Source organism: Acinetobacter sp. M5A5_2a (assembly GCF_053345265.1).
Map to the genome: position 1 here is coordinate 53,981 of NZ_JBKEZV010000008.1, position 19,696 is coordinate 73,676.

Annotated in this window: 19 protein-coding genes; 6 read left to right on the plus strand and 13 right to left on the minus strand. The window is 40.9% G+C overall.

What is annotated here, in order from left to right; genetic code table 11:
- Positions 1-14 precede the first annotated feature (14 nt).
- From catC to pcaD, 6 genes are all read left to right on the plus strand, one after another.
- Positions 15-305 carry a muconolactone Delta-isomerase gene (gene catC, locus ACLBWE_RS10795; protein WP_003651954.1) on the plus strand — a complete coding sequence of 97 codons (291 nt, stop codon included), beginning with the start codon at positions 15-17 and terminating at the stop codon, positions 303-305.
- Positions 306-467: 162 nt separating this feature from the next.
- Positions 468-1,388, plus strand: a complete 921-nt coding sequence (gene catA / locus ACLBWE_RS10800; RefSeq protein ID WP_447602814.1) for a catechol 1,2-dioxygenase — start codon at positions 468-470, stop codon at positions 1,386-1,388.
- Between the two features lie 134 nt (positions 1,389-1,522).
- Positions 1,523-2,194, plus strand: coding sequence for a 3-oxoacid CoA-transferase subunit A (locus ACLBWE_RS10805; protein WP_013197703.1), 672 nt, complete (start codon positions 1,523-1,525; stop codon positions 2,192-2,194).
- An 18-nt stretch (positions 2,195-2,212) separates the two neighbouring features.
- Positions 2,213-2,863, plus strand: coding sequence for a 3-oxoacid CoA-transferase subunit B (locus ACLBWE_RS10810; RefSeq protein WP_447602816.1), 651 nt, complete (start codon positions 2,213-2,215; stop codon positions 2,861-2,863).
- A gap of 391 nt (positions 2,864-3,254) precedes the next feature.
- Positions 3,255-4,466, plus strand: a complete 1,212-nt coding sequence (gene pcaF / locus ACLBWE_RS10815) for a 3-oxoadipyl-CoA thiolase (protein ID WP_447602818.1) — start codon at positions 3,255-3,257, stop codon at positions 4,464-4,466.
- A 10-nt stretch (positions 4,467-4,476) separates the two neighbouring features.
- A complete protein-coding gene (gene pcaD, locus ACLBWE_RS10820; RefSeq protein ID WP_447602820.1) occupies positions 4,477-5,256 on the plus strand; it encodes a 3-oxoadipate enol-lactonase in 780 nt (259 codons plus the stop codon).
- A 64-nt stretch (positions 5,257-5,320) separates the two neighbouring features.
- Here the strand turns inward: pcaD and ACLBWE_RS10825 are convergent, their stop codons facing one another.
- From ACLBWE_RS10825 to ACLBWE_RS10885, 13 genes are all read right to left on the minus strand, one after another.
- Positions 5,321-6,808 (minus strand): NAD-dependent phenylacetaldehyde dehydrogenase, encoded by a 1,488-nt coding sequence (locus tag ACLBWE_RS10825; RefSeq protein WP_447602822.1) that lies wholly within the window; start codon positions 6,806-6,808, stop codon positions 5,321-5,323.
- A gap of 33 nt (positions 6,809-6,841) precedes the next feature.
- Entirely contained in the window at positions 6,842-8,059 is a 1,218-nt protein-coding gene (locus ACLBWE_RS10830; protein WP_447603113.1) for a hypothetical protein, read from the minus strand.
- Positions 8,060-8,201: 142 nt separating this feature from the next.
- The gene (gene tynA, locus ACLBWE_RS10835; protein ID WP_447602824.1) at positions 8,202-10,517 is read right to left on the minus strand and encodes a primary-amine oxidase; all 2,316 of its coding nucleotides are present in this window, start codon (positions 10,515-10,517) and stop codon (positions 8,202-8,204) included.
- Between the two features lie 210 nt (positions 10,518-10,727).
- A complete protein-coding gene (gene feaR / locus ACLBWE_RS10840; RefSeq protein WP_005040201.1) occupies positions 10,728-11,642 on the minus strand; it encodes a transcriptional regulator FeaR in 915 nt (304 codons plus the stop codon).
- Between the two features lie 197 nt (positions 11,643-11,839).
- The gene (locus ACLBWE_RS10845) at positions 11,840-12,796 is read right to left on the minus strand and encodes a p-hydroxyphenylacetate 3-hydroxylase reductase component (RefSeq protein ID WP_080592267.1); all 957 of its coding nucleotides are present in this window, start codon (positions 12,794-12,796) and stop codon (positions 11,840-11,842) included.
- Positions 12,797-12,841: 45 nt separating this feature from the next.
- The gene (locus tag ACLBWE_RS10850; RefSeq protein WP_447602827.1) at positions 12,842-13,795 is read right to left on the minus strand and encodes a PDR/VanB family oxidoreductase; all 954 of its coding nucleotides are present in this window, start codon (positions 13,793-13,795) and stop codon (positions 12,842-12,844) included.
- Between the two features lie 34 nt (positions 13,796-13,829).
- Positions 13,830-14,567, minus strand: a complete 738-nt coding sequence (locus ACLBWE_RS10855; RefSeq protein WP_447602829.1) for an SDR family NAD(P)-dependent oxidoreductase — start codon at positions 14,565-14,567, stop codon at positions 13,830-13,832.
- Between the two features lie 9 nt (positions 14,568-14,576).
- On the minus strand, positions 14,577-15,062 hold the full coding sequence (locus tag ACLBWE_RS10860; RefSeq protein ID WP_447602831.1) for an aromatic-ring-hydroxylating dioxygenase subunit beta: 486 nt from the start codon (positions 15,060-15,062) through the stop codon (positions 14,577-14,579).
- Positions 15,063-15,072: 10 nt separating this feature from the next.
- A complete protein-coding gene (locus tag ACLBWE_RS10865; RefSeq protein WP_017388273.1) occupies positions 15,073-16,350 on the minus strand; it encodes an aromatic ring-hydroxylating oxygenase subunit alpha in 1,278 nt (425 codons plus the stop codon).
- Between the two features lie 29 nt (positions 16,351-16,379).
- Positions 16,380-16,907, minus strand: a complete 528-nt coding sequence (locus ACLBWE_RS10870; protein WP_447602834.1) for a nuclear transport factor 2 family protein — start codon at positions 16,905-16,907, stop codon at positions 16,380-16,382.
- Between the two features lie 10 nt (positions 16,908-16,917).
- The gene (locus tag ACLBWE_RS10875; RefSeq protein ID WP_000387554.1) at positions 16,918-17,277 is read right to left on the minus strand and encodes a hypothetical protein; all 360 of its coding nucleotides are present in this window, start codon (positions 17,275-17,277) and stop codon (positions 16,918-16,920) included.
- Positions 17,278-17,302: 25 nt separating this feature from the next.
- Positions 17,303-18,451: an acyl-CoA dehydrogenase family protein gene (locus ACLBWE_RS10880; protein ID WP_427959296.1), complete on the minus strand. Its 1,149-nt coding sequence runs from the start codon at positions 18,449-18,451 to the stop codon at positions 17,303-17,305.
- A gap of 36 nt (positions 18,452-18,487) precedes the next feature.
- Positions 18,488-19,597 carry an amidase gene (locus ACLBWE_RS10885; RefSeq protein WP_447602836.1) on the minus strand — a complete coding sequence of 370 codons (1,110 nt, stop codon included), beginning with the start codon at positions 19,595-19,597 and terminating at the stop codon, positions 18,488-18,490.
- Positions 19,598-19,696: the final 99 nt, after the last annotated feature.

The window sequence follows — 19,696 nt, forward strand, 5'->3', positions numbered from 1 at the left end:
ATAAGGAGTTTCCCATGTTATTTCATGTACGTATGGATGTGCATATTCCACTTGATATGCCAGCCGACAAAGCAAATGAAATTAAGGCCGTTGAAAAGGCTTATTCGCAAGATTTACAACGTCAAGGTAAATGGCGTCACATCTGGCGAGTTACAGGCCAGTATTCAAACATCAGTATTTTTGATGTAGAGAGCAATGAAGAGTTGCACAATATTTTACAGGGATTACCTCTCTATCCTTACATGAACATCGAAGTGATGGCACTTAATCGTCACCCTTCTTCTGTTCGTGATGATGATTCGTAAACCAAGAAGAATTTTTTAAATGTGATTTCTGAAGTCCATTTAAAAACTAAGCATATTTATTCAGAAGGTAACAAGGAACGTGGCAGCAACAATTCGCTAGCAAAACAAAATGCCCGCAACACTGCCACCCAAAACCGTATTGCATACTTAAGGAGTTTTAGTATGAACCGTCAACAAATTGATGCGCTTGTAAAACAAATGAATGTCGACACAGCTAAAGGCCAAGTCGATGAACGTGTTCAGCAAATTGTAGTGCGCCTTCTCGGGGATTTATTTCAAGCCATCGAAGACTTAGACATCCAACCTTCAGAAGTATGGAAAGGTTTGGAATATTTCACAGATGCAGGTCAAGCAAACGAACTTGGACTTTTAGCAGCCGGCTTAGGTTTAGAGCACTATCTTGATTTACGTGCAGATGAAGCTGATGCCAAAGCTGGTCTTACTGGTGGCACACCTCGTACCATCGAAGGTCCACTTTACGTAGCTGGTGCGCCTGAATCTGTTGGTTTTGCGCGTATGGATGATGGCACTGAAACAGGCAAAATCGATACCTTAATTATTGAAGGTACTGTGACTGATGCCAATGGCAATATCATTGAAAATGCAAAAGTTGAAGTATGGCATGCTAACAGCTTGGGTAATTACTCATTCTTTGATAAGTCTCAATCTGACTTCAACTTACGCCGTAGTATTTTGACTGATGCTGATGGTAAGTATGTTGCGCTAACGACTATGCCTGTTGGTTATGGTTGCCCTCCAGAAGGTACAACTCAAGCCCTTCTTAACAAATTAGGCCGTCATGGTAACCGTCCATCTCACGTTCACTACTTCGTTTCTGCGCCAGGTTTCCGCAAGCTGACTACTCAATTCAACATTGAGGGTGATGAGTACTTATGGGATGACTTTGCCTTCGCTACTCGTGACGGTTTAGTTGCAACAGCAGTTGATGTAACTGACCCTGCTGAAATTCAACGCCGTGGTTTAGATCACGCTTTCAAACACATCACATTTAACATCGAACTTGTTAAAGATGCCGCTGCTGCACCTTCAACTGAAGTTGAACGTCGTCGCGCTAGCGCTTAATTGAAAGTGTATGTGAGTTAAAAGTTCGCTTTTGACTCACAAAATTTATTCCATTTATTACTACCATTAAGAATTTAAATAAATTTTTAGCGGTAGTAATACATCACGTTACCTCATGCTCTAAGGTTTCTCACATGATTGACAAAAGTAAGTCCTCTCTTAGCGAGGTTCTATCGCAGATTAAAGATGGTGCTACCATCCTGATTGGTGGTTTTGGTACCGCAGGACAACCCGCTGAACTCATTGATGGACTGATTGAACTCGGTGTTAAAGACCTGACTATTGTCAGCAACAATGCCGGTAATGGCGATTACGGTCTGGCTAAACTGCTTAAAGCTGGTTCGGTTAAAAAAGTCATCTGTTCTTTCCCACGTCAGTCAGACTCTTATGTGTTTGATGAACTGTACCGTGCTGGGAAAGTAGAGCTTGAAGTAGTACCGCAAGGTAATCTGGCTTGCCGTATTCAGGCAGCTGGGATGGGGCTTGGTGCTGTATTTACCCCAACAGGCTTTGGAACACTTCTAGCTGAAGGCAAAGAAACCCGCCAGATCGATGGCAAAGACTACGTACTTGAATATCCAATTAAAGCTGACTTTGCCTTGATTAAAGCCTACAAGGGCGATCGCTGGGGCAATCTGGTTTACCGTAAATCTGCACGTAACTTTGGCCCAATTATGGCTATGGCTGCTGATGTCACCATTGTTCAGGTTTCTGAGGTAGTAGAGTTAGGTGGATTAGATCCAGAGCACATCATCACCCCAGGTATTTTTGTACAGCACGTTGTTCAAGTACAGCCCGCACAGTAAGCAATAAGGAGAAATAACATGAGCTACCAGAAACTCAGCCGTGACCAGATTGCAAAACGTGTGGCACAGGACATTCCTGATGGTGCATATGTGAACTTGGGCATTGGCTTGCCAACCAAGATTGCGAGCTATTTACCCAACGACAAAGATATTTTCCTTCATTCTGAAAATGGTTTATTGGCTTTTGGCCCACCCCCAGTGGAAGGTGAAGAAGACCCTGAACTGATTAATGCGGGCAAAGAATTTGTGACCATGCTTGAAGGTGGCAGCTTTTTCCACCATGGCGACTCATTTGCCATGATGCGTGGTGGACACCTTGATATTGCGGTACTTGGAGCCTTTCAGGTTGCTGCTAATGGTGACTTGGCGAACTGGCACACGGGTGCACCGAATGCGATTCCTGCGGTGGGTGGTGCGATGGATTTAGCTGTGGGTGCCAAGAAAGTATTCATCACCACGGACCATGTGACCAAGCAAGGTGAGCCGAAGATTGTGGCTGAGCTGAGCTATCCGGTAACGGGTAAGCACTGTGTTGACCGTATTTACACCGACCTGTGTGTGATTGATGTGACCAAAGATGGTTTGAAAGTGATTGAGAAAGTTGAAGGTCTTAGCTTTGATGAGTTACAGGCTTTAACGGGTGCAACTTTGATTGATGCCACGAATTAAGTTTGTAAATGATGTAGTCGCTACAGTTAATAAATAGCATCACGGCCTTGAATTACATTGATATTCAAAAGCCTTTTGTATAGGCAATACCTTACTTTTCAAAGATGAAAAGTAACAAAAATCTATGTTGAACAGAGGAGGCTTCCTTGCCTCCCTGTCCAACGGGTGACATCCATGTCACCTGTCACGATAGCAAACTGCTAGTGGATACGAGGTGGCGACATGGATGTCGCCTCGTTGCTCAGCACAACAGGGATGTTGTGTCTGAGTAACAAAGGGTTTTGTCACTTTTGCCCTGTCAAAAGTGAGGCATTGCCTATGCAAAGGAAGAATGGATAAACCCATCATTTGTGGCAATGACAGCAACAGATTTCAAAATGGAAATGTAAGAATGAAAAATGCTTATATCATCGATGCCATCCGTACTCCATTCGGCCGTTACGCCGGTGGCCTTGCACCTGTCCGTGCCGATGACCTTGGCGCTGTGCCGATTAAAGCGCTCATGCAGCGTAACCCGAATGTAGATTGGGAACAGGTCGATGATGTGATCTATGGCTGCGCCAACCAAGCCGGTGAAGACAACCGTAACGTTGGCCGTATGTCAGCACTTCTAGCTGGTTTACCGTATCAGGTTCCAGCAACCACTATTAACCGTTTATGTGGTTCATCACTCGATGCCATTGCCATTGCTGCCCGTGCCATTAAAGCAGGTGAAGCAAATCTAGTGATTGCAGGTGGTGTAGAAAGCATGAGCCGTGCACCTTATGTGATGGGTAAGTCTGACAGTGCTTTTGGCCGTAGCCAGAAGATTGAAGACACCACCATGGGCTGGCGTTTCATTAACCCTCAATTTAAAGAATTGTATGGTGTAGATACCATGCCCCAGACTGCCGAAAACGTGGCTGAAAAGTTCAACGTGAATCGTGCAGATCAGGACCAGTTTGCCTTGGTGAGCCAACAACGCACCGCAAGCGCGCAAGCCAAAGGCTTTTTTTCTAAAGAAATCGTGGCAGTTGAAATCCCTCAGCGTAAGGGAGATGCTGTTGTGATTGATACCGATGAACAACCACGTGCTTCAACCCTTGATGGCTTAAGCAAACTTAAACCAGTTGTAAAGGCTGATGGCACAGTGACTGCGGGTAATGCTTCGGGCATTAACGATGGTGCTGCAGCTCTACTCATTGCTTCTGATGAAGCAGTTCAAGCTTATAACTTAAAACCGCGTGCCAAGATCATTGCTTCAACAGCGGTGGGTGTAGAACCACGCATTATGGGTTTCGCTCCGGCACCTGCGATTAAAAAATTACTTAAACAAGCCAACCTGACTTTAGAGCAGATGGATGTGATTGAGCTGAATGAAGCTTTTGCTGCGCAAGCATTAGCAGTGACCCGTAATTTAGGTTTACCTGATGATAGCAACAAGGTCAATCCAAACGGCGGTGCAATTGCTTTAGGTCATCCACTCGGTGCTTCAGGTGCACGCCTAGTCACTACAGCTTTAAACCAGCTTGAACAAACAGGTGGACGTTATGCCTTATGTTCAATGTGTATTGGTGTAGGCCAAGGTATTGCTTTGATTATTGAACGTATTGAAGCACTTTAAGGAGAAACAAATGCCATCTTTCCAATCTGCCGATGCACAAATTAACTATCAAACTTTTGGCGAACCTTCTTCCCCTGCTTTGGTGTTTTCCAATTCTTTGGGCACCAACTATGGCATGTGGCAAAAACAGTTTAACGAGTTAAAAGATCATTTTTTTGTGATCTGCTATGACACACGTGGTCACGGTTCATCATCTACACCTGACGGCCCATACACTGTAGAGCAGTTAGGTCAAGATGTTGTTCGATTACTGGACCATTTAAATATTAGCAAAGCTGCTTTTTGTGGTATTTCTATGGGCGGTTTAACGGGGCAATGGCTGGCAATTTACTACCCTGACCGTTTTAGTCATGTGGTTGTGGCAAATACTGCCGCTAAAATTGGGCAAGAACAAGCATGGCTTGACCGTGCAAGATTAGTACGTGAGCAAGGTTTACAACCGATCGCAGCCACAGCAGCTTCGCGATGGTTTACAGATCCCTTTATCCAAAGTCACGCTTCAATTGTCAACAACCTGTGTAACGACTTAAGTGCTGGCAGCGCAATGGGTTATGCCAATTGTTGTGAGGCTTTGGCTAAAGCGGATGTCCGTGAGCAGTTAAAAGACATCAAAATTCCTGTATTAGTGATTGCTGGAACTCAAGACCCTGTAACGACTGTTGCAGATGGTGAATTTATGCAGCAACGCATTCCGCAATCAAAACTTGCAGAAATAGATGCCTCACATATTTCCAATGTCGAGCAGCCAGAAGCCTTTAATAAAATCTTAAAAGATTTTTTATTAGGTTAATTTTAATAGCTCAAAAGAAATGGCCTATAAAGGCCATTTTTTATATCTCGTAGAATCTTTAAACTTAATAGCGAATCATGACCGATTTTAATTCGGTGTAATCTTCAATAAATGCATCCGAAAACTCTCTACCAATTCCTGAAGCTTTCACGCCACCAAATGGAACCGATGGGTCTAAGAAAGTATGCATATTCACCCACAAGGTCCCTGCTTCAATTTTAGGAATTAAACGTAAGGCTTTAGACAGATCATTTGTCCAAATACTTGCAGTTAAACCAAAGCGCGACTGATTCATAAGCTGAATAAGCTCTTCATCAGTTTCGAATGGCATTACTCCGACCACTGGTCCAAAGGTTTCCTCTGAAAATAAAGGATCATCGGTATTTTTGAAGGAAATTAAAGTCGGCTGCACAAAATATCCTGTCTGATCTAAAGCCTCACCCCCTGCAATAATCTGGTTGTTTGCTTTTGCCATATCTAAATAATGTTTCACTTTATGAAAGTGTGGCTGATTAGAGAGTGGGCCAAACATACTTCCCTCATCCATTGCTGACCCAATTTTGAATTGAGATAGTGCTTTAGAAAGTTTCTCGACCAGTTCATCATATTTTGTGTGGTGTACAAAAAAACGCTCTGGAGATGCGCAAACTTGACCTTGATGCACAAAAGTTGCTTGTAACAGAGTCGGTAAAATCTCATCGATATTTGCATCAGCCAAAACAGCTATGGCATTTTTACCACCCAGCTCCAGACTGACACGGGTTAAATCACTGCTCATCGCGAGCTTACCAATGGCAATGCCCGTTGATACTGAACCTGTAAACGAGACTTTCTTAACGAGTGGCGATTCAATTAAATATTGTCCTGTATCCCCTTTACCCGTAACCACATTAATTACACCAGCTGGAATACCTGCCTCGATGGCAAGTTCGGCTAACCGTAATAAAGACAAGCTGGCAAACTCACTTGGCTTAAGCACAATGGTACAGCCAGTTGTTAAAGCTGAGCCAATTTTCCAAACACCAATCATCAGTGAAAAATTCCAAGGCACAATACCTGCGACTACACCAATCGGTTGTCTTAAAGTAAAGGCCGTATATTTTTCACCTTGCATTGATGGAATAGAAGGTTGCATGGTTTGGCCATTAATTTTGGTTGCCCAACCAGCAAAATATCTTAAGAAAATAACAGATTGTGCCACTTCAAGATGGCGGGAAATATTGATGAGTTTTCCAGTAGATAAAGTCTCAAGCTGAGCAAGTTCTTCACCATATTGCTCAATTAAATCTGCCAACTTGTTCAGTTTAACGCCACGTTCATACGGCGTAGTTTCGGCCCAAGCATTTTGAAAAGCATGTTCAGCACTTTTCACGGCACTTTCGACATCGTGTTGACTACCAATACTAATTTGAGCAACCACTTGTTCAGTCGATGGATTTACAATATCTACTTTATCTAAATGCTCAGCAGCAACTAATTTTCCATCAATAAAATGTCCATGTTGACGCGCCATAAATTGCTGTACGCTTGCTAAAATTTGAACTTCACTCATTTTTATTTCTCTCAATTCATTTAAAAGGATCTATTAATAGATGTATTGCAGAATCAACTGTGCATACACATTGGTTTTGTCATCGTAGTTTTGAGTGCCGCCACTCTGGATATCCTGTTTAGGCTTATAGAGTCCAACCAACGGAATAACGTTGAATTTTTTATTGACGGACCAAACCGAGAACACATCCAGCTCATGTCCATCCACATTACTTAAAAACTTATTTACTGTTTTGAACTTATAGGCCAAAGCACCTAACATGAAATTTTCTTTTAGATTCATACTGTAAGAGACTTGATGGATATCTGCATTTTTATTAAATGGGCCAGCATAATTTCCAGCAACTTCTCCCTGAAACCACGTGCCAAAACCGACCGTATTCCCATAAAACATTGGATCGTATTGGTCTGAAAAATGGCTAAAACGGTAACCTAATGAGGGCGTATATTTTGAAGATAAAAAGTTATAGTTCAGCCCTACGTAACCTGCATTTTCTTGACTATCTTTTTTATCTTGAATAACAAACTCAGACTTAACTTGTAGCTCTGGTAAAAGTTGATAATTCAAACGCAAAGCATAGTTTTTAAGATCTTCGCGCCCTGAGACGTGTTCAGCATCTTCAAGGTCTAATACATTTAAGTAAGTAAATCCAACGCCCTTATCTTTAAGCTGATACATCAGATCAGTTACAAAGAGTTCAGATGAAAATTGTGCTTTATTATTCGATTTTAAATAAGCCAGTTTTAGCGTTGTATTCTCTTGCGGTTTGTATTGAAGCTGACTGGTAAAATCAAAACTTCGCCGAGCTGCCAGATAATATGCTCCGCCTCGGTCTAAGGCGCCATCTGCTGGAGGTTTTCCGAGATTTAATGCATCACCCGCAATGAAAAAACCATCACCAATCATGATATTTTGTCGACCAATACTTAAATCATAGGTCGTTAATTCATCTTTATTGGTACCGTCTTTAAAGCCAATGATCCATTCATTTACATCTGTTTTGCGCTCTTTGCCATTACTATTTTGGCCTGCGTCACCATCGCCAAATGTTGCTGAGCTTATACCGCTCAAACTTGCATAGAGCTGATTGTTTTTAAAGGTGTATTGTCCTTTCGCACCATATTTAAGATGGCCTTCTTGCCAATTGATTCTTTCGTCATCTAGGTTTTCACCGTTGTAACTTTTACCGCTGCTAAAAGCCCCAAAAGTTGCTTCAAAAGTCGGTTTAATTTCAAGCTCACCAGCATGCACAGTTGAAAAAAATGAGACAAAGAGAGTCCCTCTCATCACTTGAGAAAGTAGAGTTTTCATACAGAATTCCTTTTTGCGAACGGCTTACCAGCGCTCAGGAATGGGTAACTTATTCTTTACCCATTCTGGCTCATGCACATTTTTAGTGATGGTCGTGCTGCGTGTTTTGCTCTTCTTCACCCAAGTTTAAAGTCGGGGTGTTGTCAAAGAAGTTCCAAGGTTTGATGAGCGTATTGACCCACTCTGTAGGCATGATTGGCCATTCTTCAGCACGTGCCACATGCGTTGTCCCAGTTGTCATCCAAACCACGAGGTCTTTATTTTCAATATTTTCGTTGTTGCCAATGAATTGTCCTAACCCTGTGTCATGAGTCGAACGGTTTGAATATTTACCTTCAGGATAGCGCTCGTCTGGATTGTACTGAGTCACCCAAATTTGCTTATCCATAAAGTTCAAACGTTTAAATAACCATTCGTCTTTAGAAAAATTAGCACCTTTCGCAACAGGGTGTGTTCCACCCGCAAACGGAATCAATTGGTAAGAAACCGGATTACCTAATTTATTTTCCTTATTGAAATTCGTGAGTAAGCGAATAGTGGATGGATCAAATTTTTCAGCCGCATTTTGCTCATTCGTAATGACTTTACTGTCAATTTGCATTGAGCTTGTACGAACACCACCTTTGTCATTGGCTTTCACTACAGGGTCCATATGCATAAAGCTGTTGTTTTCTCCATCTACGTCCATGTCTAAGCGGAAGTTATAGATGTGTTGATGCGTTGTACCCACAATATTATGGTCAATTAAAGTTCCATATTTAGTGTCTTCTTTTGCGGTACTGTCATGCATGGTGCGTGATTTAACGCCTTTAACAGCTTCAATACCCGTTGCACCCGCATTAATTCCAATTACACCATTTTGGGCAAATACCCAGTCAAACATGTAATCATAGTTTCCAACTGTACTAATCCAGCGCACCACAAGTTCACGGCGGGCCTCACTGGCATCTTGATTACCAAAAATTTCGTGATGTTTATATTCAGGTCCAGCATAACGTTCAAATACAGCAATGGCATTTGGAATTACTTGTGGCTGGCCTTTATAGTCTGCAATCACGGCATCAAGTAAAACTGCGTTGTCGGGCGCATCTGTTCCCGGAAGAATAGATGAGGTAAGTGTTCCCATACCATATTCGCCAGAGTCTAAATAAGATTTGAAGTACCATCCAATATCAGGGTCGCCATATGGAACTACCATTCCACCCAAGTTCCCTTCATACATGACTTTCCGCTTCACACCTTTATCCTTATAGGTCACCGTTGAAAGCTGCAAGCCCACACGAGAATCTAGTGCCACATGTAAACACCAGTTCCCCCAATGTATGGTTTGACCTGTAATGCTAAAGTTCTTACCCTCTGGTTCAGTAATATTGAGTGGTTTTAGCTTACTTGCTACGGGCTTATTCGACATATAAGGTCGATTTGCCATTGGCACAGGAATGATCGCACCTTCTTCAATCTTAATAATTTTTTCTTTATCTAAATCGACTACAGCAACTAGGTTCTCAATAGGATGTGCCCAGTAGTTACCATCTCCAGTGTCTAGGTAAGCGACAACTTTTAATATATTGAGTTGTTTATCAAGTCCATCTTTACCGCCAAAATATCCAACAGTTAGTGGTGTAGCAATCACTTTCTTCACATCGGTAATGCCACGTTTCCGTAAAGCGTCTTGATATTCTTTACTTGTCTCAATTACACGCTGTACGGCTTCAAAATTATCTAGAAGCACCATTCCATGAGTGTCTTTAAGTACATTCCATTTTGTGACTTGTTGAGTGTTAAGATTAACTTCACCTTCAATCGCTTGACTGCCCTTTAACAAAATAAATGAGGCAATACGATCTTCTTTAAATTCTTTGTGATTAATAAAGTAATCCCAGACTTTGGCTTTTTCCGGTTCTTTTAACTTTAACTCGGCAAAACGCATATTTTTATAGGCGTATTTCGAGCGGTTAATCACATCAAATGTCTTTTTAATTTCGTTAGAATTTAAGCTATTGAGTGGATGAAAGGTATTTTCAATTTTAAAAGTTTGATCTAAACCAGACTGGAATACTTCATTAAAAAAATCTTTTCCAATAACAGGTTTACCATCTTTAATTAATAAAGGCACGCTGAGCTTGAAAGGTTTGCCATTCACCAAAACCTGATCTGAATTAGGTTTAGCTCGAACCACCATAGAACCTTTGGTGATCATATAAGTATTGGTAAAATCATCTTTTACAACTTTAGCGCCCTGCTCACTCATGTTTTGATAAAGTGACACCATTTCAGCCTTTCCACCATGAGCATAAGCTTGAGTATTTAATCCCCAAAAGCTAGCAGCTATTGATAAGTTAAGTGCCAATATTTTTTGTATGTCATTCAATAATCGTTGTTTACGCATTGGTTTCATCCTTTTCATCTATCCCTGAACTATCTGAATCAGACAGTTAAAAATGCACTTTCCTGTGAGTGAAATTCATTAGACTAACTTAATAGTTTTAAGGTTATTAAGCTTATCTAGCCTGCTCTAATGAATTTAATTTCAACACAGTTACATAGGGCTAGCTTGTTCAGGAATGACCCAGAACTTGTCTAAAAATGACATCAAGAGATGAAAGATTTAAGCCGACATACCCTCTCTAAATTCTTTAGGAGAAATACCATAAGTCTTCTTAAATATTTTTGAAAAATGCGCGCCATCCCAAAAGCCCCATTTCAAAGCAATTTGGGTAATCGAGCTTTGTTTATTTCTTTTATCGAGTAAATCTGCTTTTACTTTTTCTAAACGTTTGAGCTGTATATATTTGTTAATAGATAAATTTTCTTGAAGAAACAGACGATAGAGATGACGTAACGACACCCCAATATGTTCTGCAATTAATTTAGGTGTTAAATCCGGTTTTGCTAAGTTTTCTATAATATAGCGCTCGGCTTTTTCCATCAGATTATTTGAGCTATTAATATTTTTATAATTGATTGTGGGTTTGATTAAGGCAATCAGCGCATCTTCAAAAGCATTACCATCTTCGGTTGCGTACCAAAGTTTGATGTTTTCAGCAGACATATTTTTCAAAATATTCTTGAGTAAAAAACCACTCATATTTTGAGTAATCAGTTTTCCAAAATATTCAGTACTAATATTTTCTTTAAGTAATTTTTCACGGGACAAATGCACTGAAATCTGGCTAACCAACCCTTGCGGGTACATCGAAATTGTTTCGACCGGGTCCACCAACACAATATCGCCTTCATTCAGGCTTAGCGTTTCATTTTTATACTCGAGCAGCATTTTTCCCGAATACTGCAAAATCAAAAAACAAAAACGATTATTCACTCGATCGATTTCATCGGCTTTTCGGACAATCTTATTTGCATTATTTCTGATAAAAGCAATTTCGGTATCACCCAATAAGAAACATTGAACTTCTCCAATGAATAAATTACGGGTGCCGTCAAAATCTGTTTCAAAATTTCCGCAAACATTCTTGATATGGTGTGTCCAATTCAACAATGCATCACTTACATATTGGTTCATCCCTTACCTCTCTATACACGTGCCACCGCGAAATATTTTCTTTCGCTGTAGTTCACTGTCTTGGCTTATTTGCAATCATGTTTTATTGATAAACAAATTGTGTGCCAAAAATTCCTTATCCTTGGAATTCTTTTGATTATAGTCAGCTAGATGTAAAGAAGCTGATAAATCAATTCAATTTATCAGCTTAATGGGGCTTATGCTACTCCTGCAAAGTCTCGCAGCATGGTAATAAAAATATCCTTTTGTTCCTCAGAATATTTTTTAAACACTTCATTTTGGTGGCTATCGGCAATATCAAATAAATACTGCGCCGTTTGTTTACCTTTCTCGGTCAGTGCGTATAAATTATCGTGATCGACCAGTAATCCTTCAAATTTTAAAATTTCAGCCGATCTCTCTACCTCTTGCATTGGCATGGCAATATCTCGTGGTAAATCTTCTTTACTCGAAGCTGTACCACTTGCCAAAACAAGTAAGAGACGTGATTCACTAGTACGGAAACCAGAAGCCATTTGCTTAGGAATATAGTCCGTTTGATAGGCTTTAAAAGCACGGCTCATTAAGTAACATACATTATTATATAAGTGCCCATAATGAGTCTGGTCTACGCCATTTTCTTCAGTCTGTTTAACTTGAAGGCTTGGATGCGGCATTACACAAGAATATGCGCCTTGGTGGTAAACCAGCGGACTTCTGCCTTGATCATGGAATCGAACCACTTTACCAACAATAATCCAGTGGTCACCACCTTCAATAACCTGATAACGTTCGCACTCAAACACCGCAGAACAATTTTCTAAAATTGGTGCGCGTCCAGCACCAAGTTGAAAGTTTGTATCTGCAAATTTATCAATATTACGTCTCGAAAACTTATTAGACAGTTCAATTTGCGTGCCCGATAAAATATTGACGGCAAAATGTGTCGCTTCTTCAAACACCGAAAAACTCGAAGATTTTTTATCAATACTCCACAAAATAAGTGGTGGATCGAGTGACACCGAGTTAAAACTATTTGCGGTTACACCGACTTTCTCGCCTTGTGCATTTTGTGCAGTAACGATGGTAACGCCTGTTGCAAAATTTCCTAATGCCCGTCGGAACTGTAATGGATCGACCGTAAACTCATCTATTTGTTGTAATACATTCATCATCTTTCTCCTAAACCTTCTCTTACATCCATATAAATCACGAGAGCATTAGATATCTAAAACTAACCTCGGTGTTTTAGAGCGCGAACAGCACACCAATATTTGTTCATTACTGGCTTTTTCTTCATCAGTAAAATAAACATCTCGATGATCAGGTTCGCCTTCAATCACATCACACATACAGGTTCCGCATACGCCTTGCTCACAAGACATTTCAATCTCGATGCCTTCTTTAGCCAAAGCCTGCAAAATAGTTTCGCCAGCTTCGACCATAATGATTTTTCCGCTACGCTCAGCAACGACTTCAAATGAATCTCCCGAGGTGTCGGTTTCAACTTGGAAATATTCTTTGTGGATTTGCTGCTCAGGGAAATCGTGAGTCGTGGCAAGGTTAATCACCCAGTCCATGAAACCGACTGGACCACACGTGTAAATATGGCTTTCAAGATCAATATCTTTAATGGCAGATTCAAAAAACGCTCTGTAGCTTGCACCTTCGGATTTAAAATGGAAGGTTGTATATTTTGCTAACTCACCATTTTTAATTTCATCAACAAAAGCACAGTTTTCAGGGCTAGCACCACAGTAGTGAAGCTCAAAGGATGTGCCTTCAGAGGCAAGTTGATATGCCATTGTGATTAACGGCGTAATTCCAATTCCACCACCAATCAATACACTGTGTTTGGCTTTTAAAAGTGGAAATAAATTCTTTGGCTCACTAACCTGAATTTGCATGCCATCTTTGATTTCATCAAAAGCCGAGACTGAGCCACCACGTGATTCAGGATCTCGTAAAATTCCGAGGCGGAACTTACCTTCGTCATTTGGATTTTGACAAAGTGAATATTGACGCACCATCCCATTTGGTAAGTGCACATCAATATGCGCACCCGCTTCAACTTTTGGCAATGTTGCAGAAGTTGCAGATTCAAATTCCATGACTGCAATATTTCCGCCTTCCACATGGCGATTTTTAACGACAACATCATAAAGTGTAATCATGATTCAACTCCCTTTTCATGTGTAAGCTACGTGCTTAGCGCATGAATAAACCACCGTTAATATCCCATGTTGCACCAGTCACAAACCCCGCATTTGGACTCGCGAGCAACCCACAAGTTTCAGCAATAAAATGCATGCTACCTAAAGCTTTCACAGGAATATTCTGGATGAACTGTTCCATTTTTTCGTCTGACACCACACTATGAACAATCGGTGATTCCATTGGTCCCGGTGCAACCGCATTGACCGTCACACCTTTTGCAGCAAATTCTTTAGCAAAAATTTTGGTTAAAGTGACAATGGCACCTTTGGTTGCCGCATAGTGTGCACCCGTTGCAGTGCCACCGTTTTGCCCCGCTAAAGACGCCATATTAATGATGCGTCCATAGCCTTTTTTAGCCATATATTGGCCAATAATTTGGCAAGCCTGAAAAGTGCCACGTTGGTTAACTTGAGTCACCCAATCAAAATCGGCTGCGGTAATTTCTAATACCGGAGTTGCCTTGGTGACAGTTGCATTGTTAATCAACACATCAAGTTTAGAAAACCTCTCTTCAATCCATTGCACCACGGCATGAAAATCTGCTTCGACTGAAATATCTAATTTCACAGGAAACATATTTTGTGCATGCTGGCTTTGCGCCTTGGCTTTTTCGGCCTTTTCAAGCGTACTGGCTGACAAAATCACTTGATGGCCTTGGCTTGCAAAATATTCAGCAATAACATTACCGAGTCCAGAAGCAGCCCCTGTCACTAAAACAACTTGTTTCATTTGCTGCTCCTAAAGAATGTAGCTAATACCAGCCAAGGTATCAGTTGAATTAACCAAATTAATGATTTTACGATTAATTTTAAAACCTGTAGCCGCATCACGAACTAAATGGTAAGTAATATCTGCGGTATAATGTTTTAGGTTTTCTTTGCGAAACTCACGTAAGTTTTGAGCACAGCGTAAAACGATTTCATTATCTTGCTCTTGAATAACACGTACACGAGACACACTGCGCACGGTATTTGCCTTAGGTGCAGTTGAAATTGCTTCACCATTTTCAAGACGCTCTACCCGTAATGTGCGCATGTGGTTATCGTCATAGGCATAATTTAAGTTGTTTTCGTAGTCAGTTAGGTTTGGGTCAATCGGAATGATATAAACGCCTTTTTCATTCCATAAATTAAGCCATTCACGATATTCACTGTGGTCTAACATGTCTGCTTCAGCCCAGATGAAAGCAGTGACTTCATTTAATAATTGCAGATTCATATTCATTGCTCTCTCCTTAAGCCGTCATCATCTTTTTCCACTGCTGATATGCAGCACGCATACCTGTTTCAGCACTGACATCACTTTTTAAGCCATCTTCAGTTTTGACTTCACCCGGTAAACCACGATTCAGCATGATCCATAAATCATTGCCTGCATTGGCGCCGTGTTGTACGCGCTCCCAAGCTTCAGAGTCATCTGGCGTACCAAAACCAAATGGGCCTTGGAAATGTTCATGCAAACGTAAGCGATATTGGTTGGCAATTTGCGGACCACCATCCATCGTAATCACCGAGTGATGAATTTCTGTTTCAGCAACTGAAATTGGCTGCAACACACGGAAGAATGCCATTGAACATGCAATATTAGGGAATAAATTCAAGTTAAAGCCAGAACCACCGACTGCACGCACAATACGGCGCACTTCTAATTCTTCATGACCTTCATCACGCAAAGCTTGAGCCAAGTCTTCAAAACGCTCTTGAATTGGACGCTCCATGAGCTCTTCGTCTAAATCAACCAGTTCAGGAATCATTACCATCACACTGTGACCATTTCCTAAATCTTCAACAAAACCCGGCTGGTTTTCGAAGTTAAAGAGTTCTTCAGTTTTTTCATCAACAGAGCTTAAGAATGACTTGTGTACCAACGGGAAGTGATATGCATCGGTGGTATTTTCAAGCTGGATTTTCCAGTTACCAGGGAAACGGAAACGGTGTTCACCCAAAACTTTAATTGGATAACCCGCACCTTGTTTCATAAACAGGTCAATCCATTTTTTTGCTGGCCCAAGAAATTCTTCAAGCGGTTGAATGTCTTCTTTAAATGAAGCGAAGATCATGCCGTTATATTCTTCTACACGTAGACTCACCAACGGTAATTCAGATTTATCTAAACAATCACCGTAGCTTTCCGGAGATGGCACACCACGTAAGCTACCATCAAGTGCATAACTCCAACCGTGGTACGGACATACAAAACTATTGGTTTTTCCTTTTTTATGTTCGCATACGGTTGCGGCACGGTGACGGCAACGGTTTAAAAGCACATGGACTTTCTTTTTACGGTCACGTACCGCAACAACAGGTTGTTTACCAATATTAATGGTTTTATAGCTTCCACCTTCTGGAATTTCGCTGGCATGAGCAACCCACACCCAAGTGCTATAAAAGATTTTTTCCATTTCTTCATCAAAAATGCGTTCATCTTTATAAAGAGAAGTATGGGCACGGTCACTTTTAACTAAAGTTTCGTAATCAGTGCCAATGTTATGCGTTGGGATAATACTGTTCATATCAATAGTCCTTTTAAATATGTCCTGGGTCATTCCTGGGAAGGTACTGGCAGTTCGGCTTCACTGTGCCAATGCGATACGGGACGACTGAAAATATTCTGTGTTTGGAAATGTTTAATTTTCCATGTTCCATCTGCTTGCTTTTGAAACTTCACATTGAGCTTTGCTGCATTCAGATGACTACGGCCATCTTTAAAAGTTGAAGTTTGCAACATAAGCCATGAAGCTTTCGCATCATTTTGATTTACATAAATTTGCTCTGAATTTAAAAAGTGTGCATTCATAACAAAGTGAGACTCTTTTTGGGTGTAGCTTTTAAACATGTCGTAAATCGATTGCCAAGAATCATATCGACCAAAAGATTTGGCATATTTCTCACCAATACCTTCCCAAATGCAGTCCTGATCAAAAAGATTCATTAACTCATCAAGATCTGTATTTGCATTGAGCTCGTCGCAGATTTCCATATAACGGTTCAGGCAGTTACGAATGGCGTTATGGGCTTCTAACTGTTCTAGCCGCTCTATGATTTCTGCAATATTCACTTTGTCATTCATTGCAGTCGCCTTAACGTTGGATAATTAATTCGCGTCCAACACGAGCTTCAACTTTGCAATATTTCCAAAGTTTGTATGGACCTTCACCCACCACCGTAGTTCTAAACAAGTTACAAGCGGCATGTACGGTTTCAATATCTGGAACATCTGCAAGCAAGTACGTTGTCCAAGGCCAACCTGCACTTGGACCAACCATGCTTTGGTCATCATCAAGATTTCCAAAAACATGCACACCTGGTAAGTCATGAATGCCATTCCACATTTCACCAAATGCTGCCCAAACTGCTTTTGCTTCAGCAGGTTCCGCATCAAAAAAGTTTTGGTTAATACCCATGCAGAACAAAACGCGTAATGATTTTTTAGCTTCCATCTCAATATCCTTTTAAAAATTAAACTTATAAATAACCTGGGGTTGGCTTTAACCCGAAACTGATTGAGCCTGCATTTTGTAAAGTCGCATCACCCATAAAGGCATGCTGGGTCACTACATTGGTGTCGTTTACAAAACGGCTAAATGGATTGTTGGTATAAATTGCTGTCATGCCCGCAAGCATTTGCATTTTTCGGGTCACTTTGGCGCAAACTCGAGCTGCATGGGTACATGCCAGACGCATATCGCTAATTTGTTCAGCAGTTGCCTCATGTCCAGCAATAATTTCATTCCAAACAATGTCCATGGTTTGATAAAACCAAGACTTTGCAGCCTGAAACTCTGCGTCTGCTTGAGCGAACTCATATTGAGTCACTGGGCGGTTGGCAATTTCTGATCCACCTGTAATAGATGCTTTACCAGGTGCCAATTTTTCAAATTCCTCTAATGCAGCAGCTGCAACGCCAATACCCACCACCGTTAACACTTGAGTAGCTAAAGAGAGTGACGGATATTTAAAAAATGGTTCACTTAGTTTTGAAGGTTCACCACGTACAAAGGTCCATTTCTTTTCGACCAATACATCTTCGACTACCAAATCGTGGCTTCCCGTACCTTTTAGGCCAACGGTGTCCCATGTCATTTCGATTTTGGCTTTTTTGGCAGGCATCACTGCCATGCGTGGTAAGCCTTGCATTTCATTGTTTTTAAGCGGTGAAATTCCTACCCCAACAATGTCAGCTCCCATACACCCACTTGAGAATTTCCAGCGTCCACGAACTACGACACCTTCATCGGTAATTTCGGCAGGCTGCGGCGGAAAAATACCTCCAGCAAAGACCACATCCGGTCCGTTTTGGTACAATTCTTTAAGCGTTTCTTCAGGCAAACTTCCTAAATACGCAGGGCTCATACCGAAACTTGCCACCCAACCCACTGAACCATCAGCTTTAGATAAAGTTTCAATCAATTCACAAAACTGCCGTGGCGACCGTTCTTCACCACCAAAACGTTTAGGAACTAATGCACGGTAAACACCAATCTGCTTAAGTTTTTCGATAATGTCTTGGCTCACATACGCCTGATTATCGAATTCGCCTGTACAGGCACGCTCACGAATTTCTTGACACAAAGCATCTAAGTCAATTGCTTTATCTTGAGAAGTAAACTCCATTTTAGATAACTTATTCATCATCTAACTCCTTGTAATTTATTGTATTGCATCAACACAAAATTTAGCTATTGCGCATAATTTCTCATCTTTTTGATGCTTCGATACAATCTGTAAGCCCACAGGTAAACCTTCACTGGTTTCAAGTGGCACTGAAATGGCGGGATGTCCTGATAAGTTAAATGGACGAACTAAAGCCGTCAGATTCAAAAAAGCGACTGTATTTTCAGCTTCAGCAACTTTGGGTGGAATTTGCGGAAGTGTTGGTAAAATCAATGCATCATATTTTTCTAATAAAGCATCGAGTTCTTGAGTCAGTTGCGCTCTCACAACTTCGGCTTGTTTTACTTGCTCTAAAGTGGTGTGTGCTGCTTTTAATAAACGACCATTTACATCAGAACCAATTAAACCTGTTTTGGTTAACTCACCAAAAGCTTGCCAATTTTCATAATTAATAATCTGCATGCCTGCGTCATAAGCCGCGTCAAAATGTTCAACTTTTTCTAAAGTGGTCTGTAAATTCGCTTTTTGAAGCGCTTGATGAATACAGTTCCAAATAACGTCATCTGCTTTTACATCGAGAACAGCAAGTTTTGGTGCTTGAGTACATTCGGCAGGCTTAAAACTTGGGTCAATAATTTGCATGGCTTTTTCAATCATCTCGACTGAATTTGCAAAAGGACCAACACAATCTAAAGAACTGGACGGCGGATATACGCCTTTGCGACTTACCCGACCAAAAGTCGGTTTTAAACCAAAAACTCCGCAACATGCAGCGGGCATCCGGATAGAACCGCCCGTGTCTGTGCCTAGAGTAAAGTCAGCTTGTTTAGCAGCAACTGCCGCAGCCGAACCACTTGAAGATCCGCCTGGGATAAGTTCAGAATATTTAGGATTAATGGGTGTACCAAAAGCGTGGTTAATGCCCGTAATTCCAAAAGCCAATTCGTGCAAATTTGTTTTTGCAATAATTTCACAATCTGCTTTTAAGACGTTTTTAACGACCTCAGCATCATCCTGAGCAGGTTCAACATCTAATAAAGCTCGACTGCCAGCAATGGTTTTTAGACCCTGAATATCAATTGTATCTTTGACCATCACCTTGAGCTTGCCATTTCCTTTATGCACTCTTTGGCTAATAATATTCATTCACTTTTCCATGTATTTTTATCCATTGATTAAAATATGTGAAAATTTAATGGAATTGTCAAGTATTTTTTATAATTTGTACTCAAGGAAATATGCAAA

Coding starts and splice junctions, on each gene's coding strand:
- pcaF (WP_447602818.1), top strand. CDS start 3,255: ATGAAAAATGCTTATATCATCGATGCCATCCGTACTCCATTCGGCCGT.
- ACLBWE_RS10810 (WP_447602816.1), top strand. CDS start 2,213: ATGAGCTACCAGAAACTCAGCCGTGACCAGATTGCAAAACGTGTGGCA.
- ACLBWE_RS10880 (WP_427959296.1), bottom strand. CDS start 18,451: ATGGAGTTTACTTCTCAAGATAAAGCAATTGACTTAGATGCTTTGTGT.
- tynA (WP_447602824.1), bottom strand. CDS start 10,517: ATGAAACCAATGCGTAAACAACGATTATTGAATGACATACAAAAAATA.
- ACLBWE_RS10860 (WP_447602831.1), bottom strand. CDS start 15,062: ATGAATATGAATCTGCAATTATTAAATGAAGTCACTGCTTTCATCTGG.
- ACLBWE_RS10855 (WP_447602829.1), bottom strand. CDS start 14,567: ATGAAACAAGTTGTTTTAGTGACAGGGGCTGCTTCTGGACTCGGTAAT.
- ACLBWE_RS10885 (WP_447602836.1), bottom strand. CDS start 19,597: ATGAATATTATTAGCCAAAGAGTGCATAAAGGAAATGGCAAGCTCAAG.
- ACLBWE_RS10865 (WP_017388273.1), bottom strand. CDS start 16,350: ATGAACAGTATTATCCCAACGCATAACATTGGCACTGATTACGAAACT.
- catC (WP_003651954.1), top strand. CDS start 15: ATGTTATTTCATGTACGTATGGATGTGCATATTCCACTTGATATGCCA.
- ACLBWE_RS10845 (WP_080592267.1), bottom strand. CDS start 12,796: ATGATGAATGTATTACAACAAATAGATGAGTTTACGGTCGATCCATTA.
- catA (WP_447602814.1), top strand. CDS start 468: ATGAACCGTCAACAAATTGATGCGCTTGTAAAACAAATGAATGTCGAC.
- ACLBWE_RS10825 (WP_447602822.1), bottom strand. CDS start 6,808: ATGAGTGAAGTTCAAATTTTAGCAAGCGTACAGCAATTTATGGCGCGT.
- ACLBWE_RS10805 (WP_013197703.1), top strand. CDS start 1,523: ATGATTGACAAAAGTAAGTCCTCTCTTAGCGAGGTTCTATCGCAGATT.
- ACLBWE_RS10875 (WP_000387554.1), bottom strand. CDS start 17,277: ATGGAAGCTAAAAAATCATTACGCGTTTTGTTCTGCATGGGTATTAAC.
- pcaD (WP_447602820.1), top strand. CDS start 4,477: ATGCCATCTTTCCAATCTGCCGATGCACAAATTAACTATCAAACTTTT.
- feaR (WP_005040201.1), bottom strand. CDS start 11,642: ATGAACCAATATGTAAGTGATGCATTGTTGAATTGGACACACCATATC.
- ACLBWE_RS10850 (WP_447602827.1), bottom strand. CDS start 13,795: ATGATTACACTTTATGATGTTGTCGTTAAAAATCGCCATGTGGAAGGC.
- ACLBWE_RS10870 (WP_447602834.1), bottom strand. CDS start 16,907: ATGAATGACAAAGTGAATATTGCAGAAATCATAGAGCGGCTAGAACAG.